Source organism: Silvimonas sp. JCM 19000, assembly GCF_054652575.1.
On record NZ_BAAIHC010000036.1, the window covers coordinates 15,047 to 39,454 of the forward strand.

The window sequence follows — 24,408 nt, forward strand, 5'->3', positions numbered from 1 at the left end:
CAACAGGACACGGCATGCAGCAGGACGACGGACGCTGGGCGCAGGCGCGCGCCGCAGTGGCAGCAGGGGATATCAAACAGGCCGAGGCACTCTGCCTGAGCTTGCTCGAAGAACAGGGCGAAACCGCGCCGCGCTTGCATCAATGCGCCACCTTGCTGGCAGCCGGCAATGATTTGCTGCTGGCGCTGGTATTGGCACAACGCGCCTGCAAGCTGGCGCCTGCGGCTTTGCCCGCGTGGGCGCTGACCGGCCAGTTGCATGCGCGCCTTGGGCAGTGGCCCGAAGCCGAAACCGCATTGCGCCGCGCCTTGCAGATCGCGCCGGATGAGGCCGCCTTGCACATCAATCTGGGCAATGTGCTCAAGCAGCAACAGCATTTCGATGCCGCGCGCGCCGCGCTGGAACGGGCACTCAGGCTGGAACCGGACAACGCGCTGGCGCATTACAACATGGGCAATCTGTTGCGGGACCAGGGCGAACCGGGCGCGGCGTTGCGGCATTTTGATGCCGCGCAGGCGGGCGCGCCGCAGCACGCCGACATCCGCTACAACCGCGCCTGTGTCCTGTTCGAGCTGGATCAACTCGATGCCGCCCGCAACGCCTATGAGCAATTGCTACGCCATACCCCGCAGCACGCACGCGCGTGGCACAACCTTGGCAATACCTGGCGTGCGCTGGGCAAGGTGACCGCAGCGCGGCAGTGTTATCAGCGTGCCTTGCAGATCGAGCGGCTGCCGGTGACGCCGTACGCGCTGGGAACGCTGGATATGCTGTGTGGCGATTGGCTGGCGGGGTGGGTCGGCTATGAGCAGCGTTGGGCCGCGACGGGCAAGCCACGGCCCAGCTCGCCCTTGCCGTTGTGGCAAGGCCAGGCGGTGCCGGCTGGATCGCGTCTGCTGGTTATGCCCGAGCAAGGTCTCGGTGATCAAATGCAGTTCGCGCGCTTTCTGCCTTTGCTGCTGCAGCACTTTGCCGTGGTTTGTGTGTGGGTGCCGCAGCCCTTGTTGCGCTTGCTGCAGCAAAGCCTGACCCAGCCTGGCCTGCAGTTTGTCGGCCACGTGCCGGATGCGGCGGGCTTTGATTTTCATATCCCGCTGATGTCGCTGGGCGCCGCCCTGCGCATCGATCGCAGTTTGATCGGCGCTCACAATGCGCCATATCTCCGCGCCGCCACGCCGCCCCCCCACACGCCGCGCGCCGCTTTGCAGGTTGGGCTAGCGTGGTACGGCAACGCGGCCCAACCCGATAATCGCTTGCGCAGCATCGAACCCGCCTTGCTGGCGCCGTTATTGCAGGTGGCGGGCGTGCAGTGGCATAGCCTGTTATTTCAGCCCGCCGCCACCTTGCCGCCAGGCGTCCACGACGCCACCAGCGCATGGCACGATATGGCCGATGCGGCCGATACGGTGCTGACGTTTGATCTGGTTATCACCGTGTGCACCGCCACGGCGCATCTGGCAGGCGCGCTGGGCAAGCCGGTCTGGCTGTTGTGCCGCTTTGATGCCGACTGGCGCTGGCAGCGCGAATGTGGCGACAGCATCTGGTATCCCTCCATGCGTATCTTTCGGCAGCATGCCCCGCGCGAATGGCAGGGGGTGCTGGCTGAACTGTGCCTGGCGCTGACGGCGCATATTGCGCAGGGCACGCCCTGACTTGCTTTGCCCGCGCATGCCCATATCTTTGGCCAGTACCGCGCTGGCGGTTTAAGGAGCAACGCGATGACTGATCATGTAGAAAAGACCGATGCCGAATGGCGTGCCCAATTGACGCCGGAGCAATACCGCGTCACCCGCCAGGCCGGCACCGAGCGCCCGTTCAGCGGTGAACTGTACAAACGCAATGACGCCGGCGATTACCACTGTGTCTGTTGCGGCGCTTTGCTGTTTCATTCCGGCACCAAGTTTGACGCGGGCTGCGGTTGGCCCAGCTTTTGGGAAGAAGCGGTGCCCGGTTCGATCAAACGTATTTCGGATTACAGCCACGGCATGCAGCGGGTTGAAGTGCGTTGCGCCCAATGCGACGCCCACCTGGGCCATGTGTTTCCTGATGGTCCGGAACCCACCGGCGAACGTTATTGCATCAATTCGGTGGCCATGACGTTTGAGCCGCAAAACTAGGCGGGCCACAGCAGTTTTCTGAAAAACAGCGCCGCGGGTTTTGCCCGGCTTGTCCTGGATCGGTTTTTGCTGCCACTATTTGCGGCGCGCGCCTGCGGGAGCGCGCCGTCTAGCGCAGCACCAAATAAAAATCGGTTCAGGAGTTCTCTATGAGCAGCAGTTCATCGGTAAAACGGGGCGCCGTGCTGGCTTTGGCCATTACGCTCGCCGCCGCCCTGGCGGCATGTGGCAATAAAGAGGCCCCGGCCAAAGTGGCGCTTGACGATCAGGATGTACTGACCACGCTCAACAATTATGTGCAGACCTCGCAGCTTAATTGCGTGGCGATGCCGGTGGCTTTTAATACTCCGGTCGAAAAAAAATATGCCGATCTTAAAGACCCTAACGGCGCGCAACTGGTGGCGCTGGTCAAGCTGGGGCTGATTGCCGAACAACCGGCAGACGAGGGCAAAATCCAGTTTGTGCCCACCGACAAGGGCAAGGAAGTCTACGACGGCCTGCAAACCAATCCGCCGTTGCCGGGCTTTTGCAGTGGCACGCTGGCCATCGACAAGGTGGTGAGCACAGAGGCCAAAGAAGCGGGCGATAACTACAACCGCGACAAGGTGGTGTACACGCTCAAGTTTGATAACCCGGCGGCGTGGGCCAGCGATGCGGATCTGCGCAAACAGTATCCGGACTTCGCCAAACTGGTGGACGGCGCAGGCAAAGACCACCACGACGCAGAAATCGAAAGCCGCGGCCAGGGCTGGCGCGTGATCGAACCCAACGCACTGGCTAAATAAGTTATAGGGTGGGTCAAGACCCACCGATCAAAGTGGCATAGCCGAATCGCGGTGGCTCGCGCGCACTGCTTTGAGTGGTGTGACTGGGCGTTCCCGTCTGACCCACCCTATACGCCGCGTAAAGCCCGGAAGTAAAAAACACCGCCCTCGGGCGGTGTTTTTGTTGGGCGAAGCGGGCGTTTACACGCCGAGTTCTTCCACCCATGCCAGCGACTGCACGTGCGCGCGGTTGAGCATGTCCGGCGTAATTTGCAGTTGCTCGCACAGACGCGGTACTTCGCTCATTTCCGGGTCTTCGCAGGCTTCGGCCAGTTCAAGGAAGGGGCCATACATGCCGCTGCGCTCGGTCAGCGCATCGCTGATGGTTTCCGGCAGGATCAGCGTTTCCAGAATCCGGTCGATTGGCATATCCAGCAACACGTCCAGCAACGAGAACATGCCAACGATAAACAGGTTGTCGCGATCCTGACCATCCAGGAAGTGGCTGCCCAACAACTCCACCAGACGACCGCGCGTAACGGCCGTTTTCAGCAGGGCTGGGGCGGAGCCGGTTTCGGCGCCAGCGGTGACCAGCAGCAGCGTCAGCCAGCGATAAAGTTTTTGATAGCCGAGGATGGTCACTGCATGGCGGAACGACTGGATTTCGCAGGACAAGCCAAAACCCACCGAATTGATATACCGCAGCAACTTGAAGCTCAGCGCCACATCGCGTTTAAGCGCATTCTCGATATCGCGAATCTCTGCGTTATTGCGCAGCATATTCAGCAGATTAAGAATGTTGGCGTAGCTCGGGTTAATCACCTTGGCCGACAGCGTTTCCGGGTGGGCAAAGTAATAGCCCTGGAAACAGTCAAAACCGATTTCCATACACTGGCGGAATTCTTCTTTGGTTTCGACCTTCTCGGCAACTTGCAACACCGGATATTTGCGCAGTTCTTTGGAAAAGCCCGGCACTTGCGGCATACCCAACAACTGGATATCCAGCTTGATGTAATTGGCGTATTCAAGGAAAGGCGCGGTTTGCGGCGTCAGCAGAAAATCATCGAGCGCCACGCCAAAGCCTTGTTGGCGCAGATCTTTAACGCGAGCCAGCAATTCGGGCGTGGCCTTGGTGGTTTCCAGTACTTCGAGCACCACGCGTTGTGGGTGCAGCAGCTCAAGAAAATTACTCTCAAGCATGGATTCAGCCACGTTGATAAAGGCCAGCTTGCTGCCCACCAGCCAATCGGTACCCATATTGGAAATGGTATTGACCAGCACGTTGGTGCCGGCTTGCATGTCGCTGGAAAACTCGGCACTGACCGCGTCTTTGTTCAGGCGAAACAACAGCTCGTAACCAATGATCTGTTGCTGACGGTTCAGGATGGGCTGGCGACCGATAAAGGCGTGGTCTTGCGTCATTTCGAGGTCTCGGGCTGCGCAATGCAGCAAAAAGGATCAAGAGGAATCTGAAGAATACAGCGGGATCGCATTCACGCCCACGGCCTGATGCAGGCTGCCACCTATTTGTGACACTGCGATACACCGCCGTGGGGCAAATCCGTCGTAATCCTAGGCTACTTTATCGAGAAAACGCGAGGTCTTAATTGCTGAGTTGTCGGCCCCGGCCGATGAAAGCAAGTCTTCCATGTCAAGGACCAGCACCACAGAACCATCGCCCGACAAGGTGGCGCCCGCCACACCGCGCGGCCGGATGTTCTGCAGCGGCTTGATCACCACATCATCGCGGCCGACAAAGCTGTCGACGGCCAGGATAAAGGAGTGCTCGGCCGATTGCATCAGCACGCCAAACTGCGGCACCTGGGTTTCTTCCCAGCCAATCAGACGCGCCAGCGATTTGACCGGCAGAATTTCGTCGCGCACCACGATGGTGGCGCGGCCGGAGACTTCCTGCACCTGATCGCCGCGGATGGTGATGATCTCGCGCACCATGGCCAGCGGCACGGCAAACGGCTGGTCGCACACCTTGACCACCAGCACCGGCAGAATCGCCAGTGTCAACGGCAGGCTGATGGTAAAGCGCGAACCCTCGGTCACCGTCGACTGGATATCGATGCGGCCATTCAGGCGCTGGATATTGGTCTTGACCACATCCATGCCCACGCCACGGCCGGACACATTGGTAATCTGGTCTTTGGTGGAGAAGCCCGGCATAAAGATCAATTGCAGGCTCTGCTTGTCGTCGAGGCTGTTGGCCGTCTCGATATCGATCAAGCCTTTCTCGACCGCTTTTTTGCGGATCACGTCCGGGCGCATGCCACGGCCGTCATCGGTAATTTCAATCAGGATATGGTCGCCCACCTGCACCGCCGACAATTCAACGATGGCTTTGGTCGGCTTGCCGGCAGCCTGGCGCTCGGCGATGGTTTCCACACCGTGGTCAACCGCGTTACGCACCAGGTGGACCAGCGGATCGTTCAGATCCTCCAGCATGGTTTTGTCGAGCTCGGTTTCTTCACCGGTAATGACCAGTTCGACATCCTTGCCCAACTGCCGCGCCAGATCGCGTGCCAGACGCGGGTATTTCTGGAACAGACGCCCGATTGGCTGCATGCGGGTTTTCATCACCGCGTTCTGCAGATCGCTGACCAGCAAATCAAGCTGGCTGATGGCGTCGTCCAGTGCCTTGAGCGTGGTGGTGTCCATCTTGCCGGACATCACATCGGCGCGCAGCGTGGTCAGGCGGTTCTTGGTCAGGCCGATTTCGCCGGACAAGTTCAGCACCTGATCCAGCCGCACGGTGTCGATCCGGATGGTGGTTTCGGCCGAACCCGCCAGTTGTTGCGGCGAGTTGCTCATGGGTTTGTTCTGCACCGGTGCGGCTTTGAGCGGTGGCGCCAGTTCGGCCAACGGCAGCGCTTCGTCGGCGGCTTCAAACACCGCTGCGGGCGTGGTGACGACCGGCGCGGGGGCGGCAGCAGCGGCGGGGGCATCGATATCGAGCAGCGCGTTGTACAGCATTTGCCAATCGGGCTCATTGCCGCTGGCGGCGGCCGGGGCCGGAGCAGCCACAGGGGCGGGTGCTGGCGCCGGGGCGGGCGCAGCAGCTTTGACCGGCGAGCCGCCTTCCAGCACGTTATCCAGCGCTGCCAACACACCGGCATCGGCCGGGCCTGGCATGCGGCCCTGCTGCAACATCACAAACATGTCCTGCACGATGGCCGTGGCGGCCAGGATGGTGTCCATGATCTCGGGGTCGAGCTTCATTTCGCCATTGCGCAGCTTGTCGAACAGGTTTTCGGTGCGATGACACAGGCTGACCATGGCATCGACACTGAGAAAGCCCGCGCCACCTTTGATGGTGTGAAAGCCGCGGAAAATATCGTTGAGCAGATTACGGTCGTCAGGCCGTTTTTCCAGCTCCACCAGTTTGTTGTCCACGTCAGACAACAGCTCGGTGGCTTCCGTGAGGAAATCCTGCAAGAGCTCGTCCATGCCGGTGAATTCACTCATATCGGCCTCTCTGTTCCAGTTGCATGTGTGTTGCCAGGGTGACGCGTCAGGCGCGGGCGCTGATCAAATGATCAGAAGCCCAGGCTTTCCAGCAGGTCATCCACCTGTTCCTGATTGGTGACCACATCGGTACGGCCTTCGGTATTGACCACCGGGCCATTCAGCAGGCCTTCGTCGCGCGCACCTTGCGGCGAGAAGGTCAGCAGAAACTCAAGCAGATGTGTTTCCATTTCCTTGGACATGGTCAGGATCTTCTTGATCACCTGACCGGTCAGGTCCTGGAAGTCTTGCGCCATCATGATTTCCAGCATCTGGCTGGAAATCTGCTCCGAAGACGATTGCGTCTGGGTCAGATGGGTGCGCGTACGCGCCACCAACTGCTTGAACTCGTCCACCGATAACTGTTTGGCAAACAGTTTGTCCCAGTCGCCCGACAGCGCTTTGGCGGTATCCGAAATACCATCCTGCAGCGGCTTGGCTGCATCGAGCGCGTTCAGCGTGCGCTCGGCGGCCTGCTCGGTCATGTTGGCCACATAGGACAAGCGATCGCGCGCATCAGGGATTTGCGAGGCCGCTTTTTCCAGCGATTTGTCCAGACCCAGTTCGCGCAGCGTGTCGTGCAATTTGCGCGTGAGCTGGCCGATCTGGGTAAACATGGTGCGGGCCGGTTCGGCCAATTCGGACATCCCGTCGCCACCTGCTAATGCCGGGGCAGCTGCCGCCGTGGCGGGTGCAGCGACGGCGGGCGCCGGTGCGGCCGCGGGGGCACTGTGGTTCGCTTGCACGATACTGTCGAACAGCGCTTCGAGATCGTCTGAATCGCCACTGTTGAGGGCTTGGTCGCTCACGTCGGCCTACTCCTTACCTGTTTTTTGTTCAATTGCCCATGTTGGCGAAAATCTTCTTGAGCTTTTCGTCCAGCGTGGCAGCGGTAAACGGCTTGACGATATAACCCGAAGCGCCGGCCGTCGCCGCTTCGATAATGTTTTCTTTCTTGGCTTCCGCCGTCACCATCAGCACCGGCAAGTGCTTGAGCGAACCATCCGCACGGATGGCGCGCAGCAGTTCAATGCCGGTCATGTTGGGCATATTCCAGTCAGTCACCACAAAGTCGTAGCTGGTGTTCTGCAGCTTGTGCAGTGCGATCTGACCGTCTTCTGCTTCCTCGACGTTAGAAAAGCCGAGTTCCTTCAGTAGGTTGCGCACGATGCGACGCATGGTGGAAAAGTCATCCACCACGAGAAAGCGCATGTTGTTGTCAGGCATCCTGTTACTCCGCGTCTTCACCGGCGGCCCGTGTTGCCGTGACGGTGATCATTGATTACGTAGGGTTAGGTTCGGACCTGTGCCGTATTACGGATGAGGCCCACACTATTCTGTACGGCACTAGCGTGATGTGGATCAAGCATAGCGCACAAGTCTCATCATTCTCTTATATAGCTATGCTCGCTGTCAGCCCGCGATATAGGGACTGAGCGTATCGGCCAGGATTACCGGATCAAACTTGGCGACATACGCATCCACCCCCACGCTCGAACCCATGGCCCGATTGGCGTTGGAAGACAACGACGAATGCATCACCACCGGTATGCCGGTAAAGCGATGATCCGATTTGATGTGCTTGGTCAGCACATAGCCATCCATTTCGGGCATTTCCGCATCAACCAGAATCAGCTTGAGCTTTTCGCGCAGCAATTCGCCATCGTGCGTGGCACGGTTGGCCAGATTCTGCAGCTTGTCCCACGCTTCTTTGCCGTTATTGGCCTGGTGATACTTGATGCCCAGCTTGTCCAGTACACCAACAATTTCTTTACGCGCCACCATCGAATCATCCACAAAGAACATGAATGAATCCGGATCAATATTGGTGGGTGGCAAATCGGGAATGATCGGCTCGCCGATCACACTCGACAGAATCTGTTCTACGTCCAGAATCGAAACCAGCTTGCCATCAGGCAATTCAGTCAACGCAGTAATCAGCGCCTGATTACCCGCCAGCATTGATTCCGGTGCGCGTACTTTGTCCCAGTCCACGCGGATGATGCGATCGACTTCATGCACCAGGAATGCCTGCGTGTGCTTGGAGAATTCGGTCACGATCATGGTTGAATCGGCCGTCGATAACGGCGATTCATTGGTCGAAATAAACCGCGATAGCGCAATCACCGGAATGATATTGCCGCGCAGCGAAATCACGCCTTCTACGCCCAGTGGCATATTCGGTGTTTTGGTGATCTTGGGCGTCTGCGAAACTTCGCGCACCTTGAACACATTGATCCCGAAGATTTCTTTGGTCCCCAGCGAGAACAAGAGGATTTCCATCTTGTTCGAACCGGCCAGTTTGGTCCGGGCGTCCACGCTGTCGAGCAGGTTGACTTGTGATTCGCTCATGGTCGCTCCACTGCTTCTTGTCTTGATTGCCACCGGGCTGTTTCAGCAACCCGGATGTCAGAAAACCTGGCGTCGCAATTAACAACGACGCCCCACAATAACGGACGCGCCGTCTTATTCTTTCATCAGATAATTAGCGATGGTTTGCGACAGCTTATGTGGTTCAAATTTGGACACATAACCATCTACCCCCACCGATTGCCCCAGCTTCTGGTTAGAAGCGCCAGACAAAGACGAATGCATCAGTACCGGAATCCCGGCAAAACGCGGATCGCTCTTGATCATTTTGGTCAGCATATAGCCGTCCATTTCGGGCATTTCGACATCGGTGAGTACCAGTTGCACCATGTCTTTAGCGGTTTTGCCCTGGACATCGGCAGCCGCTGCAATCTTCTGCAATTCGTCCCAGGCGCGTTTGCCATTAATGGCAAATTGATGCTGGATATTCATGGCATCCAGCGTGGCCTGAATCTGGCGCCGCGCCACCACCGAATCGTCTGCGTAAAACACGCGCTTGGCGCTCAGGTCGCTGCCAACCTTGACCACCATGCTGGTGTCGATGTAATCGGCGGTTTGCGTGGTTTCGGCCAATACTTTTTCAACGTCGAGCATCATGACCAGCTTGCCGGTATCGAGCTCGGTGACGGCGGTGACCAGACCGCCCATTTGATTGGTCAACATATCCGGCGGCACCCGCATCGAAGACCAGTCCAGCCGCAGGATGGTGTCGACGGCCTCAACCAGAAAACCCTGGGTATGGCCGTTGTACTCAGACACGATCATGATTTCGGGACGGCTTTGCGTGGTGATGCCCGCATATTTGGCCAGATCGATCACCGGCACCAGTACGCCGCGCAAGCTCACCATGCCTTCGACCGAGGAGGGCATTTCGGGCGCTTGCGTAATTTCTGGCGTGCGCATTACCTCGCGCACTTTGAATACATTAATGCCGAAATTTTCGCGGCGGCCCGACCGTTGATCCACGCCGAGCGTAAACAGCAGGATTTCCAGCTTGTTGGTGCCGGCTAGCTTGGTGCGCGCATCGATGTTCTTCAGAAGGTCGGACACGTTGAAAACTCCATAAACGAATCAGCTTTTTGCTGCCGGTATTCGTAAGTATTCCGAATGAATTGCGTAAATAAGGCAATATGCCGGATAGATATGAACGCAGTGTATCGAGTGTGTGTTAAAGCCAAAAGGCTGAGAGGTCCTAGTTGCACAATAGACGCATAAAAGGTAGGGCGTGAATTACGATCGTTATAATGCAAAACGAATGCCGTCACAAGGATGCTAGATCATGGCTGAACACGCTGCCAGCATGGACCCGCGTGAACTCGAAGAGGCTTTTTCGCTGTTTACCGAAGCCTCAAAACAATTAAGCGACGCCTATGCCGATCTGCAACAACAAGTTGAATTCCTGACAAAACAACTTGAAATTGCCAATGGCAATCTGCGGCGAGAACTGGAAGAAAAGGCTGCATTATCGCGTCGGCTTACGGTTTTGCTGGAGCAATTGCCAGGCGGCGTGGTTGAAGTGGATGAACGGAACCAGGTGGCTGCCATGAATCCGGCTGCGCGCGCCATGCTGGCGCCCTTGCAACAGGGCGATGACTGGAGCGGCTTTCGCAGCCAGGCGCTTACGCCCACCTCGTCGGACGATCTGTGGGTGTATCCGCGCAGCCAGGGTTCGTTGCGGCTGAATATCAAGGAAAGCGCGATGCCGGCCGAAAACCGCCGCATCTTGCTGGTGCAGGATCTGACCCAAAGCTGGTCGCTGGAGCAAGCACTGGCGCGGCATCAACGGCTGGCGACCATGGGCGAAATGGCTGCAGGCCTGGCGCATCAGCTGCGCACCCCGCTGGCGACCGCCTTGCTGTATGCGGGCCATCTGGCCAAACCGGTGCTGCCCGAGGCCGACCGCATCAAGTTTGGCGAAAAAACCCTGGCGCGCCTGCGCCATCTGGAAACGCTGATCCAGAACATGCTGGGCTTTGTGCGCGGTCAGGACATGCGGCTGGAGGCAGTGGAACTGGCGCAGACCTTGAATGAGGCGGCGCAGACATTACAGCCGCAACTTGAGGCGCGTAATCTGCATTTGAGCCTGATGCTGCCAGCAGATGAAATATTGGTACTGGCTAACCGCAAGGAATTGCTTGGCGTAATCCTCAATCTCCTTGACAATGCCATGCTGGCTTCGCCCGACGGCGCCGCCATCCAGCTTGCGCTGGACCAACTGGCAGGCACTGCGGTGCTGCGGGTTTCGGACCAGGGCAGCGGCATGTCGCCGCAAGTGCAAGAACGATTGTTTGAGCCGTTCTTTACCACCCGCAAAGAAGGCACCGGCCTGGGCCTGGCCATCGTGCGGAATCTGGTGGCGCACTGGGGTGGAGAAATCGCGGTACGTTCTGCGCCAGATCAAGGCAGTGATTTTACGATCCGGTTGCCAGTTTCCCGCAACACAACTAATGTTTGATTGCAGTTGATAGCAGCGGCGCGCCCGGCGTGTGGCCTGGCAACTGCAGTCAGTAAACCCAAGTAACTAGCTAAAGGTTGAATCGCTCATGACGCCCACTGTTCAGGTCGAAGGGGATGCTGGCCGTGTCATTCTCTCGGGACAGTTCGATTTCAGTGCCCACCGCGAATTTCGCCAGGTGTGCGAATCGCTGATCGGCAATTCCGCGATCAAAGAAGTCCTGGTTGACTTCCAGAACGTCAACTACCTCGATAGCTCTGCCCTCGGTATGTTGCTGCTGCTGAAAGAAAAAATCGGCGCAGCCAACAAGACGCTGGCTTTGGTTAATTGCCGCGATACCGTCAAGCAAGTGCTCGAGATCGCTTGTTTCGGCAAGATCTTCACCATCCGCTGAGCACATATATCGCATGAAAATCCTCGTTGTCGACGACACCGAGGCGGTACTGCTGCTGATTTCGCGTTTTGTGGAGGCGTTGGGACACACCGCCATCCAGGCGCGCGATGGCGCACAAGCCGTCGCGTTGTGGCGCCAGGCGCAACCTGATCTGGTCTTGATGGACATGATGATGCCCGTCATGTCCGGGCCCGAAGCCGCTGTTGCCATCAAGCAAGAGGCCGGCGAGTCGTGGGTGCCCATCGTGTTTGTGACCGGCGTGGGCGAAGAAAACCGCCTGGCCGAAGCGATTGAACGCGGCGCCGATGATTACATCTCCAAGCCGGTTAACTTCCGCGTCCTCGAAGCCAAACTCAAAGCGTTTAACCGTACGCTCGAACTGAACCGCAAGGTTCGCGAGCAATCCATCAAGCTGGCCAGCTATTACGATCGCGCCGAAGAAGAAAAGCGCGTGGTGCAGCATTTGATGGACCAGATGGTGAACGCCGAGCGCCTGTACGATCCCTTGCTGGATTACTGGTTATCTCCGGCCGAAAGCTTATCCGGCGATCTGATCGCTGCCGCGCGCACGCCCGGCCAGGTGCTGTATGTGATGCTGGCCGATGGCATCGGCCATGGTCTGACTGCCGCGCTGAATGTGCTGCCGCTGACGCAACCGTTCTACAGCATGACCGAAAAGGGTTACACGCTGTCCGACATCCTGGTCGAGATGAACAACAAGGTGCGGCAGGTGTTGCCGGTGGGCCGGTTTGTGGCCACCGTGCTGATCGCCATCGATGAAGTCGCGGGCTGTGTCGAAATCTGGAACGGCGGCATGCCCACCGTGCAGTTGCTGAATCGAGCCGGCGAAGTGGTGACGCATTGGCGTTCCGCGCATTTGCCGCTGGGTATTGTGCCCACGCAAAGCATGGAGACGGCCACCGAACGCTATTACTACAGCGAGCCAGGCTCGCTGGTGGCGTATTCCGATGGCTTGATCGAAGCGCGGGCACCCGATGGCGAAGCGTTTACCGAAGGCCGCCTGCTGCAATTGCTGCACGACACGCCCGGCCCGGAACGCCTCGAAACTTTCCAGAACACGCTGGCCGACCACCTCGCGGGTGAGTCGCATCATGACGATATCTCGCTAGTGATGATCCGCTTTGGCGAACGTGCCGCGCTAAGCGCGCCGCAACGCAATCCGCATAGCGACGATCTGGATTTGCAGGCGCTGGTGGGCAGTGGCGACAGCATGTGGCGCTACACGCTGTCACTCGGCGCGGAAGAGCTGCGTTATATCAATACCGTGCCGTTCATGATGAATTTTGTGAACGAGATCAAGGCGCTGGTGAATAGCCAGTCCGATGTGTTCCTGATCCTGACCGAATTGTTTGTAAACGCACTGGACCATGGCTTACTGAATATGGATTCGGCGCTCAAGCAAGGCGAGCAGGGCATGGAGCGCTATCTGCTGGAACGCGCCAGCCGCCTGGCTGATCTGAAGCAAGGCGTGATCGAGATTGATCTGACCGGCTTGCGCATCAATGGTCGTGACGTCTTGCGCATCCGCCTCAAAGATACCGGCGCAGGCTTCGACTGGAGCCGCCACACCGAACTGGTGCCGGGCGATATGCGCAGCGCGCACGGCCGTGGCATTTTGCTGGTGCGCTCGATGTGTGCGTCTTTGCAGTTTCTGGGTAGCGGCAACGAAGTGGTGGCGCATTACATCCCTGCCGTCAGCGCATGATGCGGCCGCCGCAGTCCGCCACGCGGACTACTCCTGGGCGCGGGCCGCGCGCGGCGAATGCTAATCTGCAAGCATCGCCCTTTATTCCAAGGACTGCCTCATGATGACCCGGCCAGCCGGATCAGCCATCAATAGCCCCATCGGTGTGCCTAGTCTGAGCGCGGACGTGATCCTGCCGCTCAAGCCGCGCACGCCGGTGTGTCCGGGCCAGGTGATCGTGGTGGGGGCGTCCACCGGAGGCACCGAAGCGCTAAAGACGTTTTTGCTGCCGTTTCCCAAAGACGCGCCGCCCATCCTGATTGCGCAGCATATGCCGGAAAGCTTTACCCATTCATTTGCCGCGCGGCTGGATGCCATCTGCACCGTTAAAGTGAAAGAAGCGGAACAAGGCGAGCGTTTGCTGCCCGGCCACGCCTATATCGCGCCGGGGCATTCGCATTTGCTGCTGGCTAATATCGGCGGGCATTGGGGCTGCGAATTATCGCAAGGCCAACCGGTCAATCGGCATCGGCCTTCGGTGGATGTGTTGTTCAGGTCGGCCGCCAACCAGGGCGGACGGCAGATTGTTGGCGTCATTCTGACCGGCATGGGCCGCGATGGCGCGCACGGCATGCTGGAAATGAAGCAAGCCGGTGCCCGCACCATCGCCCAGGACGAAGCCAGCTGCGTGGTGTTTGGCATGCCCAAAGAAGCCATCATCAGCGGCGGGGTAGACGAAGTGCTGCCGCTCAAGGATATTGCGGCCCGGGTGCTGGCCCTGGTGCGCACCCCGGTGCGCTGACCGCGCGCCGCACCCTCTATATCTTTTGTAAGTACACAAGGTTTTTTCGGCCATGGCATTGCCCGTTTTGATTGTTGAAGATGACGATGCGCTGCGCGAGGCATTGTCGGACACGCTGGAACTGGGTGGCTTTGAAGTCGTCACCGCCAGTGACGGTGCGGCGGCGCTGGTCAAACTGGCGCATACCCGGGTTGGCCTGGTGTTGTCCGATGTGCAGATGCAGCCCATGGATGGCGAAACCCTGCTGGTCGAAGTCAAACGCCATTATCCGTGGCTGCCCATGATTTTGATGACCGCCTATGGCGTGGTCGAAAAAGCCGTCGCCGCCTTGCATGCGGGCGCGGCGCATTATCTGCCCAAGCCGTTTGAACCCGATGCCCTGCTGGAACAGGTCGGCCGTTACATCCTGCCCGACAGCGACGAGGCCGACGTGGTGGCCGAAGACGCTGGCATGCGGGCGTTGCTGGATGTGGCGCGGCGCGTGGCGCAATCCGATGCCTCGGTGCTGATTACCGGCGAATCGGGCACCGGCAAGGAAGTACTGGCGCGTTTTATCCATCGTAATTCGGCCCGCGCGGGCAAACCGTTCGTGGCCATCAATTGCGCCGCCATCCCGGAACAACTGCTGGAATCCACGCTGTTTGGCCATGAGAAAGGCGCGTTTACCGGCGCGAACACGCAATACATCGGCAAGTTTGAGCAAGCCGATGGCGGCACGCTGCTGCTGGATGAAATCACCGAAATGCCTTTGCCGCTGCAAGCCAAACTGCTGCGGGTGCTGCAGGAGCGCGAAGTGGAGCGCGTGGGCGGCACCCGGCCGCTGCGCGTGGATATCCGCGTGCTGGCTACGTCCAACCGTGATTTGCCGACTACGGTGGCGGAAGGGCGCTTTCGCGAGGATCTGTATTACCGCTTGAATGTGTTTCCGCTGGAGCTACCCGCCCTGCGCGAGCGGCCTGCCGATATCCTGCCGCTGGCGCGCGCCACCCTGGCGCGCTATTCCACCCGCCAGCAACGCCGTGTACCGCGCTTGAGCGAGGGCGCGGCCGCACAACTGAACCGGCATCGCTGGGAAGGCAATATTCGTGAGCTGGATAACGTGATGCAACGCGCGCTGATCTTGGCGCCCGGCGACGTGATCGAGCCCGAGCACCTGTATTTGCCGCAGGCGGCGGCAAAATCTGCCGCTTTGGCGGGGAATGCGGCCTCTGCGTCTGCCGCTCCGGCGCCCGTGATTGCCGAACCACCCGCGCCAACCGACCTGAAGGCGTTGGAGAAACAACATATACTCGACGCGCTGGAAGCCGCCGGTGGCGTGCGCAAAATCGCCGCCGAACGCCTGGGCATGAGCGAACGCACACTGCGGCACAAACTGCAGCAATACCGCGGCGAAGGTTGAGTTTAAAGGCGGGTGCGTGTCCAGGCGCCAACGCATAGGGTGGGTCAAGACCCACCGGTCAAAGTGGCCGGACGCGCCAGTGTGGCGCGGGCATATGGCTTTGGGTGGTGGGTCATGACCCACCCTATGTCGCAGTTGCTCTTGCGCAACCGCCTGGCGCAGCTGGTTGGCGTAACTATTGCTTGCAGTGCTCAGGGTAGCCCACCTACAATTCGCGTAAATACGGGCCATTAACTTCAAGTCACCGGACTGCATCCAGCATGAGTGTGCAAGGCATAGATCAACTGTTAGGCGAGCTGAAAGCCATGTCCGCGCAAGCGGCCGGGCAGAGCGCGCCTGCGCAAACGGCGGCCAACGCCAATGCGCCTGATTTTGCCGACATGCTCAAACAATCGCTGGACCAGGTCAGTTCGATGCAATCGACGGCCCAGACCCAACAAGCCGCCTTCCAGGCCGGCGATCCCAACGCGGATCTTCAAGATGTAATGGTTTCGCTGCAAAAGGCGAGCCTTTCATTCCAGACCATGGTTCAAGTGCGAAACAAGCTCGTTAGCGCGTACCAGGAAATCATGAACCTCCAGGTCTGACGATCTGGTGCAGCACGGGGTCTGAAAGACATTCATGGCGGAGGCAGGCGTAGCGGCTGACGGCACTCTCGAACCCGCAGCAGGCGGGTTGGCAGGCGTACGCCGACGTTTCAGCGAAATGTCCGGTACGCGTAAAGCCATGCTCATGGTGGGCCTGGCTGCGCTGATCGCGGTGGCAGTGGGGCTTACCTTGTGGAGCCGCACGCCCGACTACCGCATTCTGTATACCAATATTCCCGATAAAGACGCGGGCACCATCCTGCAGGCGCTGCAGACGCAGAACGTGCCGTACAAGATCGATCAGGGCGGCACCATTTCGGTACCGGCCGATCGCGTGTATGACGTGCGCTTTACCCTGGCTTCGCAAGGCCTGCCCAAGGCGGGGGACGTCGGCTTTGAGCTGATGGATAACCAGAAATTCGGCATCAGCCAGTTCAACGAGCAAGTCAATTACCAGCGCGCGGTGGAAGGCGAGCTGGGCCGCAGCATCGAAACCATCCAGGCCGTCGACAAGGCGCGCATCCATCTGGCCATGCCGCGCCAGACCGTGTTTTTGCGCGATCAGCAAAAGCCGACCGCGTCGGTAGTGCTGACGCTGCGCCCGGGGCGCACGCTGGATTCCAACCAGGTGGCGGGCATCGTGCATCTGGTGGCGTCGGCCATCCCCGATCTGACCGATTCCAACGTCAGCATCGTCGATCAGGAAGGCAATCTGCTTTCCAACAACAATCCGCTCAACCACGCCAATCTGGACGCGCGCCAGCTGGTGTATGTGCAAGAAATTGAAAAGAACTACGTCGACCGCGTGCAGGCCATCCTGGCGCCCATCGTCGGCAAAGACAATGTGCATGCCGAAGTGACGGCGCAAGTCGACTTTGCCGAAGTTGAACAGACTTCCGAAACCTTCAAGCCTAACCAGGCCTCGGGCACTGCGTCCTTGCGCAGCCAGCAAACGCTGCAGAACGATGGCAAGACCGATGCCGCCACCGCCGCAGGGGTGCCGGGGGCGCTGTCCAATCAGCCACCGGGCGCGGCGGCCGCGCCGATTACGGTGGCGAATGCTTCGGATGCGTCGTCGGCTGCGGCGGCGCAGGGCAGCAGCACCATCCATCACGAATCGACCATCAATTACGAAGTCGACAAGACCGTGCAACACGTCAAGCAGCCGACCGGCACGGTCAAGCGTTTGTCGGCCGCGGTGGTCATCAATTACAAGCCGGGCAAAGACGCCAGCGGCAAAGCCACCTTTGTGCCGTTTACCCCGGCCGAGATGGCGCAGATCAACAACCTGGTGCAAGAGTCGATCGGCTACAACAAAGATCGTGGCGACTCGGTCAATGTGGTGAACACCACCTTTGCCGGCGCAGTGGCGGGCGAAGAAGAACAGCCGATGCAGACGCAGGTGCTGGCCTATATCAAGGGCAATCTGACCGATATCGTGAAGCTGGCGCTGGTGGCGCTGGCGGTCATCTACCTGCTGCTGTTTGTGGTACGGCCGTTGATGCGCGATTTGTCCAAGGCACGGGAAGAACCGCGCACGCTGGAACTGGACCTGGGCGATTCGGCCGGTCTGACCGAAGACATGGGCGAAACCGAAGAGCGCGTTGCCGACGAACAGGAAGAAAGCCAACGTACCGCAGCGTTCTCCGATTTGCTGGCGCAAGCCAAAGAACTGGCCCGCAACGACCCGCGCATGGTAGCAACCATCCTGCGCGAGTGGATGTCGAACGAAGACGACGCGGCAGGCGGCAATCCGAACAAAGTCGGGTAACGTCGGGCGGGCCATGGCAACTATCACGCATAAAAAAATGGCTACATAGGGTGGGTCTGACGGGGGCGCCGAGCCCCACCGCCCAAAGCCATTTGCGAGCACCCGTCTTCTTGCCTCGCCACGTTGAAAGGTGGGACCGGGCGTCCCATCCGACCCACTTTATAGCAGTGGGCAAAGCATTTAACCGCGCTGGTTACCCCAGCCCCCGGAGTACATGATCATGGCAGCCCCGATTAGTGAAGAAGGCGTCCGCAGGGCCTCGATACTGTTGATGACTCTGGGTGAGGACGCAGCGGTGGAGGTATTCAAATACCTCGGCCCGAAAGAAGTGCAAAAGCTCGGCTTTACCATGGCCGGCATGGAAAACGTCAAGCGCGAAGAAGTTGATACCGTGCTCGGCGACTTTATTGCCTCCACGCAAAACCGCGCCAACCTGGGCGCGGCGGACGAATATATCCGCTCGGTGCTGACCAAGGCGCTGGGCTCGGACAAAGCCGCCAACCTGCTCGACCGCATTCTGCAAGGCAACGACAACAACGGCATCGAATCGCTCAAGTGGATGGATTCCGCCGCCGTGGCCGAACTGATCCGCAACGAGCACCCGCAGATTGTCGCGACGATCCTCGTGCATCTGGAACCCGACCAATCGGCCGAAATCATGTCGCACTTTGTCGAGCGCACGCGCAACGACGTGCTGCTGCGCATTGCCACGCTCGAAGGCGTACAACCGGCTGCGCTGCGCGAACTGAACGACGTGCTGACGCAATTGCTGAGCGGCTCCGACAAGATCAAAAAAAGCGCCATCGGCGGCGTACAGATGGCGGCCGATATCCTCAACTTTATGGGCGGCGTGGTCGAAGCGTCGGCGGTGTCCAGCATCCGCGAATACGATCCGGAACTGGCGCAGCGCATCCAGGACAAGATGTTCACTTTCGACAATGTGATGGAAGTGGACGACCGCGGCATCCAGCTATTGCTGCGCGAGGTGCAATCCGATTCGCTGGTGATTGCGCTCAAGGGCACCAGCCAGGCCCTGCGCGAAAAAATCTTCAAGAACATGTCGCAACGCGCGGCCGAAATGCTGCGCGACGATCTGGAGGCCAAAGGCCCGGTCAAGTTGTCCGAGGTCGAAGCCGAACAGAAAGAAATTCTCAAGATCGTGCGCCGCCTTGCCGACGAAGGACAGATTGTGTTGTCCGGCAAAGGCGAAGAAGGCCTGGTCGAATAAGGCGTGGCCATGTCGACCCCACCGCGTCGCATTATTCCCCGGGAAGAAGTGGGCGACACCGACTGGCAACCGTTGGTGTTTACCGCGATCAATGACCCGACGCCGCCACGCATGCGGCGGCCCGAACCGGCGCCAGCACCGGCACCCGCCGCGCTGGCGCCGGCGTTTACGCCGGTGGCGCAACCCGAGCCCGTGGCAGCGCCTGAGCCCGTGGCCGAGCCGGTGGCCGCCGTGCCCGCACCGCCGCCCATCGACATCCAGCAAGCCCACGCCGCCGAACTCGAAGCCGCCATGCAACAAGCGCATGACGCAGGTTTTGAAGCCGGCCATGCCGAGGGGCTGGCGGCCGGCCATGCCGAGGCGGAAGCCGACGTTGAGGGTCTGCGCCGCGTCTTGCATAGCCTTGAACACTTTACTGAACAAGCCGGGGGCGAACTGGCCGAGAACGTACTCGACCTGGCCCTGGTCATCGCCCGTGAAATCACCCGGACCCAGGTCGAAACCGATACGCAACGCTTGTTGCCCATCGTGCGCGAAATGATCGAGACCATGCCGGTGTTAAAGCCGCCGGCACGTATTCTGGCGCACCCGGAAGATGTGACCGCACTGGAATCCATACTGGGCAGCGAGCTGCCGACCGATACCTGGAAGCTGGTGCCGGATCCGTCGCAAGAACCGGGTGGCTGCAAGGTGGAGTCGTCGGGCGCACGCGCGGATTTGAGTCTGGCCACCCGCTGGCAGCAGCAATTGCGCGTGCTGCGCCGCCAGGATCGCGACGACCTGAGCTGGCAGGCAGGCAAGGTGGAACCGCCGCCCGCGCCCGCCGCGCAGCCCGCACCCGAACCGTCCGCAGCCGAACCGGCCGCCGCAGCCGGGCCGCAGCCCGCACCGGCCGTGGCCGCCGCCGAGCCCGCCATCGCGCCGTTGCCGCCGCTGGCGGCAGAAGCAGCCTCGGCCGCACCCGCCGCCGCGCCTGCTGACACTGCGCAAGCGTCCGATGCGCTAGCCCAGTTTGATCCGCACGCTTTGAATATCGCTGCTGCTGCACCCGCCGCAGCGGCCAACCCAGCCACGCCCGCTGCATCGGGTGTGGCCACAGCCTACGCACCACCCGCCGACGCCGCTGTAGCCAGCGCCGCCACGCAGCCGGCCGCAGCGCAAGCTGCCGCCCCTCAATCCGCCGCCGCTGGCGAAGCGGCCGCCGCCGTTGCAGCCACCGCACCCGTCGCTCCGGTCATCGATACCAATGGCTGATCCCTTCGATCTCACGCGCAAATATCTGCGCGATTGCGGCGCGGCCAGCAAATGGATGCGGCCGTGGTTGCCGCGCGGCAAGCTGGTGCGTGTGTCCGGCATGGTGCTGGAAGTCACTGGCCTGCGTTTGCCGGTGGGCGCGTCGTGCGATGTGATGACGCAAAGCGGCCATGGTGTGGAAGCGGTGGTGGTCGGGTTTCAGGAAGACAAACTGTTTTTGATGCCGATTGCCGAGGTCTACGGCGTTGAGCCGGGTGCTGAAGTGGTGCCGCATGAAGATATGTCGGCATGGCTGCCCGAATACGGCAAACCGCGCCCGGAGCAGCGCCGCCAGGAAGACCATGGCCGTCAGGTGCCGGTGGGCTGGGGCATGTTGGGGCGTATCGTCGATGCGCTGGGTCGGCCGCTGGATGGCAAGGGGCGGCTCGATAGTGACGCATGGATGCCGCTGTTTGCCCGGCCGTTCAATCCGATGGATCGCGAGCCGGTCCACCACGTGATGGATGTGGGCGTGCGCGCGGTCAACGCGCTGTTGACGGTGGGCCGGGGCCAGCGTCTGGGTTTGTTTGCGGGCTCGGGGGTGGGCAAGTCGGTATTGCTGGGCATGATGGCGCGCTACACCACCGCCGAAGTGGTGGTGGTGGGTTTGATCGGCGAACGCGGCCGCGAGGTCAAAGACTTTATCGAGAACATCCTGGCGGAAGAGGGCCTCAAGCGCTCCATCGTGGTGGCGGCGCCGGCCGACAATTCGCCGCTACTGCGTTTGTATGGCGCGGCCTATGCCACCGCCATCGCCGAGTACTTTCGCAACGAAGGCAAGCACGTCTTGCTGATCATGGATTCGCTAACGCGCTATGCCATGGCGCAGCGCGAAATTGCGTTGGCCGTAGGCGAACCGCCCGCCACCAAAGGCTATCCGCCCTCGGTATTTGCCCGGCTGCCGCAACTGGTGGAACGCGCGGGCAATGGCCGCGTCGGCGGCGGCTCGATCACGGCGTTCTATACCGTGTTGTCAGAAGGCGATGATCAACAAGATCCGATTGCCGATAATGCGCGCGCCATTCTGGATGGCCACTTTGTGCTCACCCGCAGCCTGGCCGAGACCGGGCACTATCCGGCCATCGATATCGAGGCCTCGATCAGCCGGGTGATGACCGACATCATTACGCCGCAGGAATTTGAGCAGGTGCGGCGTTTCAAGCAGCTGTGGTCGCGCTATCAACGCAGCCGCGATCTGATCAATGTGGGCGCTTACGTGCCCGGCAGCGACCCCATGCTCGACGACGCCATCCGTCGTTTCCCGTCTCTGGAACGCTTTCTGCAACAGGCGATCTATGAGCGCGAAGATTATGCTGGAGCAAGAGCCAAGCTTTCCGCGCTGTTCAATTAGTAACGTCCCGCCGTCTTAATCACATCAAGCGAGCCCCGTGGCGAAATTCCGCTTTGCCTTTTTGCTGCAACTGTCGCGTGACAATCGCGAAGAAGCCGCGCGCACCATGCAGACCGCCTCAGGCAAGCTCAATAGCGCGCGACAAAAGCTGGACCAGGTGAATGCGTACCGCAACGAATATCGCGCCCGCTTGACCCAAAGTGCGCAGGGCGGCATTACCGTTACGCAATATCGCGACTACCAGTTGTTTCTGACGCGGCTGGATACCGCGGCCGAGCAACAAGCGCTGGAAGTGCAACGCGCGCAAGTCGAATACGAGCGCTGTAAAGCCGAATGGATGGAATGCGAAAAGAAAGTTAAAGCGTTCGAGGCTCTTGAAGAACGGCACCAGGCGGCCGAACTAAGACGGGAAGGGCAGCGCGAACAAAAGCTCAATGACGAGTTCAACAGCCGCCCCAAAGCCAACGGCCCCGGCGTTTGAGCGTTACGTCGCTTCATCCGCGCCGCGCGGCTCAGCTATGATGCACAGCATCGATTATCTACATCGCGTTTGTTTACATAAAACCAGCCGGGCGTGCGCGCCCTGAGGAACAACACACCGTGTCGGGATTCAGCTTTAGCGAACAACAATTGGCCGATCTGGCCAGCCAGGTTCTCGATCAAGCGCGCCAGCAAGGCGCGTCGGATTGCGATGTGGAGATTTCCGAATCGTTTGGCCAGAACGTGACCGTGCGCCTGGGTGACGTCGAGACCATCGAATACAACCGCGATAAAGGCATGGGCGTCACCGTCTATGTCGGCAAGCAAAAAGGTCATGCCAGCACTTCCGATTTCACCGCGAGCGCACTGGCCGACACGGTCGGCGCGGCCCTGGCCATTGCACGCTTTACCGCCGCCGATGAATACGCGGGCCTGCCGGAGCGTGAGCGCCTGGCCACGCATTTTCCTGATCTTGATCTGTACCATCCGTGGGATTTGCCGGTTGAAGGGGCGATAGCGCTGGCCAAGGAGTGCGAAGACGCTGCGCGCGCGGTCGATAGCCGCATCAGCAATAGCGAGGGCGGCTCCACGTCTACCCACGCCTCGCGCTGGGTGTACGGCAATTCGCAAGGCTTTATCGGCACCGGCACGGGCTCGCGCTACAGCATTTCGGCCGCTGTGATTGCTGAAGACGACAGCGGCATGCAACGCGATTACTGGTATAGCTCGGTGCGCGACGCAACCGAACTGGAAAACGCTGCCGCCATCGGCCGTCGCGCCGGTGAACGCGCGGTGCGCCGTCTGGGCGCCCAGCGTGTCAAGACCGGCGAATATCCGGTGTTGTTTGAAGCGCCGGTGGCGGCATCGTTACTCAGCCATTGGGTAAGCGCGGTCAGCGGCGGTAGCTTGTATCGCAAATCTTCGTTTTTGACCGACAGCCTTGGGCAGCAGGTCTTCGCCCCGTGCGTGACCATCGTGGAAGATCCTTTCCTGAAAAAAGGCCTCGGCAGCAGCGCGTTTGACGGCGAAGGCGTTGCTACGCAATTGCGTACCGTGGTCGATGCGGGCGTGTTGAACGGCTATTTCTTGTCGAGCTACAGCGCACGCAAACTGGGTATGCAAACCACCGGCAATGCAGGCGGCGCGCACAATCTGCTGGTCACACCGACCGCCAGCTTTGATGAATTGCTGGCCGAACTGGGTACCGGCTTGCTGGTGACCGAGCTGCTCGGCCACGGCATCAATATGGTGACTGGCGATTATTCGCGGGGCGCGGCGGGTTTTTGGGTGGAAAACGGCAAGATCCAGTATCCGGTTGAGGAAATTACCGTGGCCGGCAATTTGCGCGATATCTATCAGCAAATCGTCGGCATCGGCAGCGATGTACTGCTGTCTTCCAGCAAGCGCGTGGGCTCGGTGCTGATCCGCAAGATGACGGTGGCTGGGGTATGAGCGAAGAGGTCGTAACGTTGCCGCATTACTGGGAAGACGCCGTCGCTGCCCTGCGCGCGGCTGATCCCCTGTTGGCGGCCGTGATCGACCGCTTTCCCAACGTCAGCCTGCGCGGGCGTGGTGATGCGTATCAGACGCTGGCGCGGTCGATTGTGGGGCAGCAGATTTCGGTGAAGGCGGCCGATTCGGTGTGGAACCGGTTTATGGCCGAAATGGGCGGCACGCTGGATAGCCAGCGGTTGCTCGATACCGAAATTGAACGCTTGCGCGCGTGCGGCTTGTCCGGGCGCAAGGTTGAGTATTTGCGGGATCTGTCGGCGCACCATGTGGCCGGGCGGCTGGATCTGGCGCTGTGGCAGACGTGGGATGACGAGCAGATCATCAAGGAGCTGGTGAGCATCCGTGGCATTGGTCGCTGGACCGCCGAGATGTTCTTGATGTTCTGCATGCTGCGGCCGAATGTGCTGCCGCTGGCGGATATTGGCGTGATCAACGCGATTGCGCAGTTGTACAACGCCAACGAGCGGCTGGATGCGGCGGCGATGCGGGTGTTGGCGGAGAAGTGGCATCCGTATTGTTCGGTGGCGACGTGGTATTTGTGGCGGAGTCTGGAGGCGGTGCCGGTTAAGTATTGAGCGGGGCAGGTGTGTTTGGCTGCTGCTGGAAACCTTTAACTGCTTGAGCCTGCGGCGCATTTTTGACGTTCGGCGTTGCCGAACAAACCTTA

At 60.0% G+C, this 24,408-nt stretch carries 22 protein-coding genes; 16 read left to right on the top strand and 6 right to left on the bottom strand.

Translation table 11 applies throughout. The features are described from left to right. Positions 1–14: 14 nt before the first annotated feature. From ACYQ1A_RS20375 to ACYQ1A_RS20385, 3 genes are all read left to right on the top strand, one after another. Positions 15–1,652, top strand: a complete 1,638-nt coding sequence (locus ACYQ1A_RS20375) for a tetratricopeptide repeat protein (RefSeq protein WP_499365392.1) — start codon at positions 15–17, stop codon at positions 1,650–1,652. 66 nt (positions 1,653–1,718) lie between these two features. Continuing rightward, entirely contained in the window at positions 1,719–2,117 is a 399-nt protein-coding gene (gene msrB / locus ACYQ1A_RS20380) for a peptide-methionine (R)-S-oxide reductase MsrB (RefSeq protein WP_062225173.1), read from the top strand. Between the two features lie 149 nt (positions 2,118–2,266). Continuing rightward, positions 2,267–2,902, top strand: coding sequence for a hypothetical protein (locus ACYQ1A_RS20385; RefSeq protein ID WP_499365398.1), 636 nt, complete (start codon positions 2,267–2,269; stop codon positions 2,900–2,902). Positions 2,903–3,082: 180 nt separating this feature from the next. Here ACYQ1A_RS20385 and ACYQ1A_RS20390 read toward each other — a convergent pair whose 3' ends face one another. The 6 genes from ACYQ1A_RS20390 to ACYQ1A_RS20415 all read right to left on the bottom strand — a co-directional run bounded on the left by ACYQ1A_RS20390 (position 3,083) and on the right by ACYQ1A_RS20415 (position 9,814). Continuing rightward, positions 3,083–4,303 (bottom strand): EAL and HDOD domain-containing protein, encoded by a 1,221-nt coding sequence (locus tag ACYQ1A_RS20390; RefSeq protein WP_499365402.1) that lies wholly within the window; start codon positions 4,301–4,303, stop codon positions 3,083–3,085. Positions 4,304–4,453: 150 nt separating this feature from the next. Then, positions 4,454–6,355 (bottom strand): chemotaxis protein CheA, encoded by a 1,902-nt coding sequence (locus ACYQ1A_RS20395; protein ID WP_499365406.1) that lies wholly within the window; start codon positions 6,353–6,355, stop codon positions 4,454–4,456. 71 nt (positions 6,356–6,426) lie between these two features. Beyond that, positions 6,427–7,203 carry a protein phosphatase CheZ gene (gene cheZ, locus ACYQ1A_RS20400; protein ID WP_499365408.1) on the bottom strand — a complete coding sequence of 259 codons (777 nt, stop codon included), beginning with the start codon at positions 7,201–7,203 and terminating at the stop codon, positions 6,427–6,429. A gap of 28 nt (positions 7,204–7,231) precedes the next feature. Continuing rightward, positions 7,232–7,621 (bottom strand): chemotaxis response regulator CheY, encoded by a 390-nt coding sequence (cheY, locus tag ACYQ1A_RS20405; protein ID WP_062224139.1) that lies wholly within the window; start codon positions 7,619–7,621, stop codon positions 7,232–7,234. A gap of 186 nt (positions 7,622–7,807) precedes the next feature. Beyond that, positions 7,808–8,746, bottom strand: coding sequence for a chemotaxis protein (locus ACYQ1A_RS20410; RefSeq protein WP_053937938.1), 939 nt, complete (start codon positions 8,744–8,746; stop codon positions 7,808–7,810). A 114-nt stretch (positions 8,747–8,860) separates the two neighbouring features. Then, the gene (locus ACYQ1A_RS20415; RefSeq protein WP_499365415.1) at positions 8,861–9,814 is read right to left on the bottom strand and encodes a chemotaxis protein; all 954 of its coding nucleotides are present in this window, start codon (positions 9,812–9,814) and stop codon (positions 8,861–8,863) included. 229 nt (positions 9,815–10,043) lie between these two features. Between ACYQ1A_RS20415 and ACYQ1A_RS20420 the strand changes: the two genes are divergently transcribed. The 13 genes from ACYQ1A_RS20420 to ACYQ1A_RS20480 all read left to right on the top strand — a co-directional run bounded on the left by ACYQ1A_RS20420 (position 10,044) and on the right by ACYQ1A_RS20480 (position 24,316). Then, positions 10,044–11,219, top strand: a complete 1,176-nt coding sequence (locus ACYQ1A_RS20420) for a sensor histidine kinase (protein ID WP_499365418.1) — start codon at positions 10,044–10,046, stop codon at positions 11,217–11,219. A gap of 88 nt (positions 11,220–11,307) precedes the next feature. Beyond that, positions 11,308–11,613: an STAS domain-containing protein gene (locus ACYQ1A_RS20425; protein ID WP_053937941.1), complete on the top strand. Its 306-nt coding sequence runs from the start codon at positions 11,308–11,310 to the stop codon at positions 11,611–11,613. 13 nt (positions 11,614–11,626) lie between these two features. Next, positions 11,627–13,339, top strand: a complete 1,713-nt coding sequence (locus ACYQ1A_RS20430) for a SpoIIE family protein phosphatase (protein WP_062224133.1) — start codon at positions 11,627–11,629, stop codon at positions 13,337–13,339. 100 nt (positions 13,340–13,439) lie between these two features. After that, positions 13,440–14,120 (top strand): chemotaxis protein CheB, encoded by a 681-nt coding sequence (locus ACYQ1A_RS20435; RefSeq protein WP_499365426.1) that lies wholly within the window; start codon positions 13,440–13,442, stop codon positions 14,118–14,120. A gap of 52 nt (positions 14,121–14,172) precedes the next feature. Next, positions 14,173–15,519, top strand: coding sequence for a sigma-54-dependent transcriptional regulator (locus tag ACYQ1A_RS20440; protein WP_499365429.1), 1,347 nt, complete (start codon positions 14,173–14,175; stop codon positions 15,517–15,519). A 260-nt stretch (positions 15,520–15,779) separates the two neighbouring features. Further along, on the top strand, positions 15,780–16,106 hold the full coding sequence (gene fliE / locus ACYQ1A_RS20445) for a flagellar hook-basal body complex protein FliE (protein WP_062224131.1): 327 nt from the start codon (positions 15,780–15,782) through the stop codon (positions 16,104–16,106). 34 nt (positions 16,107–16,140) lie between these two features. Then, positions 16,141–17,877 carry a flagellar basal-body MS-ring/collar protein FliF gene (fliF, locus tag ACYQ1A_RS20450; RefSeq protein WP_499365434.1) on the top strand — a complete coding sequence of 579 codons (1,737 nt, stop codon included), beginning with the start codon at positions 16,141–16,143 and terminating at the stop codon, positions 17,875–17,877. Positions 17,878–18,097: 220 nt separating this feature from the next. Continuing rightward, the gene (gene fliG, locus ACYQ1A_RS20455; RefSeq protein ID WP_201782416.1) at positions 18,098–19,105 is read left to right on the top strand and encodes a flagellar motor switch protein FliG; all 1,008 of its coding nucleotides are present in this window, start codon (positions 18,098–18,100) and stop codon (positions 19,103–19,105) included. Between the two features lie 9 nt (positions 19,106–19,114). Further along, on the top strand, positions 19,115–20,359 hold the full coding sequence (locus ACYQ1A_RS20460; protein ID WP_499365437.1) for a FliH/SctL family protein: 1,245 nt from the start codon (positions 19,115–19,117) through the stop codon (positions 20,357–20,359). After that, positions 20,352–21,749, top strand: coding sequence for a flagellar protein export ATPase FliI (gene fliI / locus ACYQ1A_RS20465; protein WP_499365440.1), 1,398 nt, complete (start codon positions 20,352–20,354; stop codon positions 21,747–21,749). The genes ACYQ1A_RS20460 and fliI overlap by 8 nt, the downstream gene beginning before the upstream one ends. A 37-nt stretch (positions 21,750–21,786) precedes the next feature. Beyond that, positions 21,787–22,230, top strand: a complete 444-nt coding sequence (gene fliJ, locus ACYQ1A_RS20470) for a flagellar export protein FliJ (RefSeq protein WP_499365442.1) — start codon at positions 21,787–21,789, stop codon at positions 22,228–22,230. A gap of 119 nt (positions 22,231–22,349) precedes the next feature. Next, a complete protein-coding gene (pmbA, locus tag ACYQ1A_RS20475; RefSeq protein WP_499365444.1) occupies positions 22,350–23,681 on the top strand; it encodes a metalloprotease PmbA in 1,332 nt (443 codons plus the stop codon). After that, complete coding sequence (locus ACYQ1A_RS20480) at positions 23,678–24,316, top strand: DNA-3-methyladenine glycosylase family protein (protein WP_062225285.1); 639 nt, start codon at positions 23,678–23,680, stop codon at positions 24,314–24,316. The genes pmbA and ACYQ1A_RS20480 overlap by 4 nt, the downstream gene beginning before the upstream one ends. Positions 24,317–24,408 lie beyond the last annotated feature (92 nt).

Coding starts and splice junctions, on each gene's coding strand:
- ACYQ1A_RS20375 (WP_499365392.1), top strand. CDS start 15: ATGCAGCAGGACGACGGACGCTGGGCGCAGGCGCGCGCCGCAGTGGCA.
- msrB (WP_062225173.1), top strand. CDS start 1,719: ATGACTGATCATGTAGAAAAGACCGATGCCGAATGGCGTGCCCAATTG.
- ACYQ1A_RS20385 (WP_499365398.1), top strand. CDS start 2,267: ATGAGCAGCAGTTCATCGGTAAAACGGGGCGCCGTGCTGGCTTTGGCC.
- ACYQ1A_RS20390 (WP_499365402.1), bottom strand. CDS start 4,303: ATGACGCAAGACCACGCCTTTATCGGTCGCCAGCCCATCCTGAACCGT.
- ACYQ1A_RS20395 (WP_499365406.1), bottom strand. CDS start 6,355: ATGAGTGAATTCACCGGCATGGACGAGCTCTTGCAGGATTTCCTCACG.
- cheY (WP_062224139.1), bottom strand. CDS start 7,621: ATGCCTGACAACAACATGCGCTTTCTCGTGGTGGATGACTTTTCCACC.
- ACYQ1A_RS20410 (WP_053937938.1), bottom strand. CDS start 8,746: ATGAGCGAATCACAAGTCAACCTGCTCGACAGCGTGGACGCCCGGACC.
- ACYQ1A_RS20420 (WP_499365418.1), top strand. CDS start 10,044: ATGGCTGAACACGCTGCCAGCATGGACCCGCGTGAACTCGAAGAGGCT.
- ACYQ1A_RS20425 (WP_053937941.1), top strand. CDS start 11,308: ATGACGCCCACTGTTCAGGTCGAAGGGGATGCTGGCCGTGTCATTCTC.
- ACYQ1A_RS20430 (WP_062224133.1), top strand. CDS start 11,627: ATGAAAATCCTCGTTGTCGACGACACCGAGGCGGTACTGCTGCTGATT.
- ACYQ1A_RS20435 (WP_499365426.1), top strand. CDS start 13,440: ATGATGACCCGGCCAGCCGGATCAGCCATCAATAGCCCCATCGGTGTG.
- ACYQ1A_RS20440 (WP_499365429.1), top strand. CDS start 14,173: ATGGCATTGCCCGTTTTGATTGTTGAAGATGACGATGCGCTGCGCGAG.
- fliE (WP_062224131.1), top strand. CDS start 15,780: ATGAGTGTGCAAGGCATAGATCAACTGTTAGGCGAGCTGAAAGCCATG.
- fliF (WP_499365434.1), top strand. CDS start 16,141: ATGGCGGAGGCAGGCGTAGCGGCTGACGGCACTCTCGAACCCGCAGCA.
- fliG (WP_201782416.1), top strand. CDS start 18,098: ATGGCAGCCCCGATTAGTGAAGAAGGCGTCCGCAGGGCCTCGATACTG.
- ACYQ1A_RS20460 (WP_499365437.1), top strand. CDS start 19,115: ATGTCGACCCCACCGCGTCGCATTATTCCCCGGGAAGAAGTGGGCGAC.
- fliI (WP_499365440.1), top strand. CDS start 20,352: ATGGCTGATCCCTTCGATCTCACGCGCAAATATCTGCGCGATTGCGGC.
- ACYQ1A_RS20480 (WP_062225285.1), top strand. CDS start 23,678: ATGAGCGAAGAGGTCGTAACGTTGCCGCATTACTGGGAAGACGCCGTC.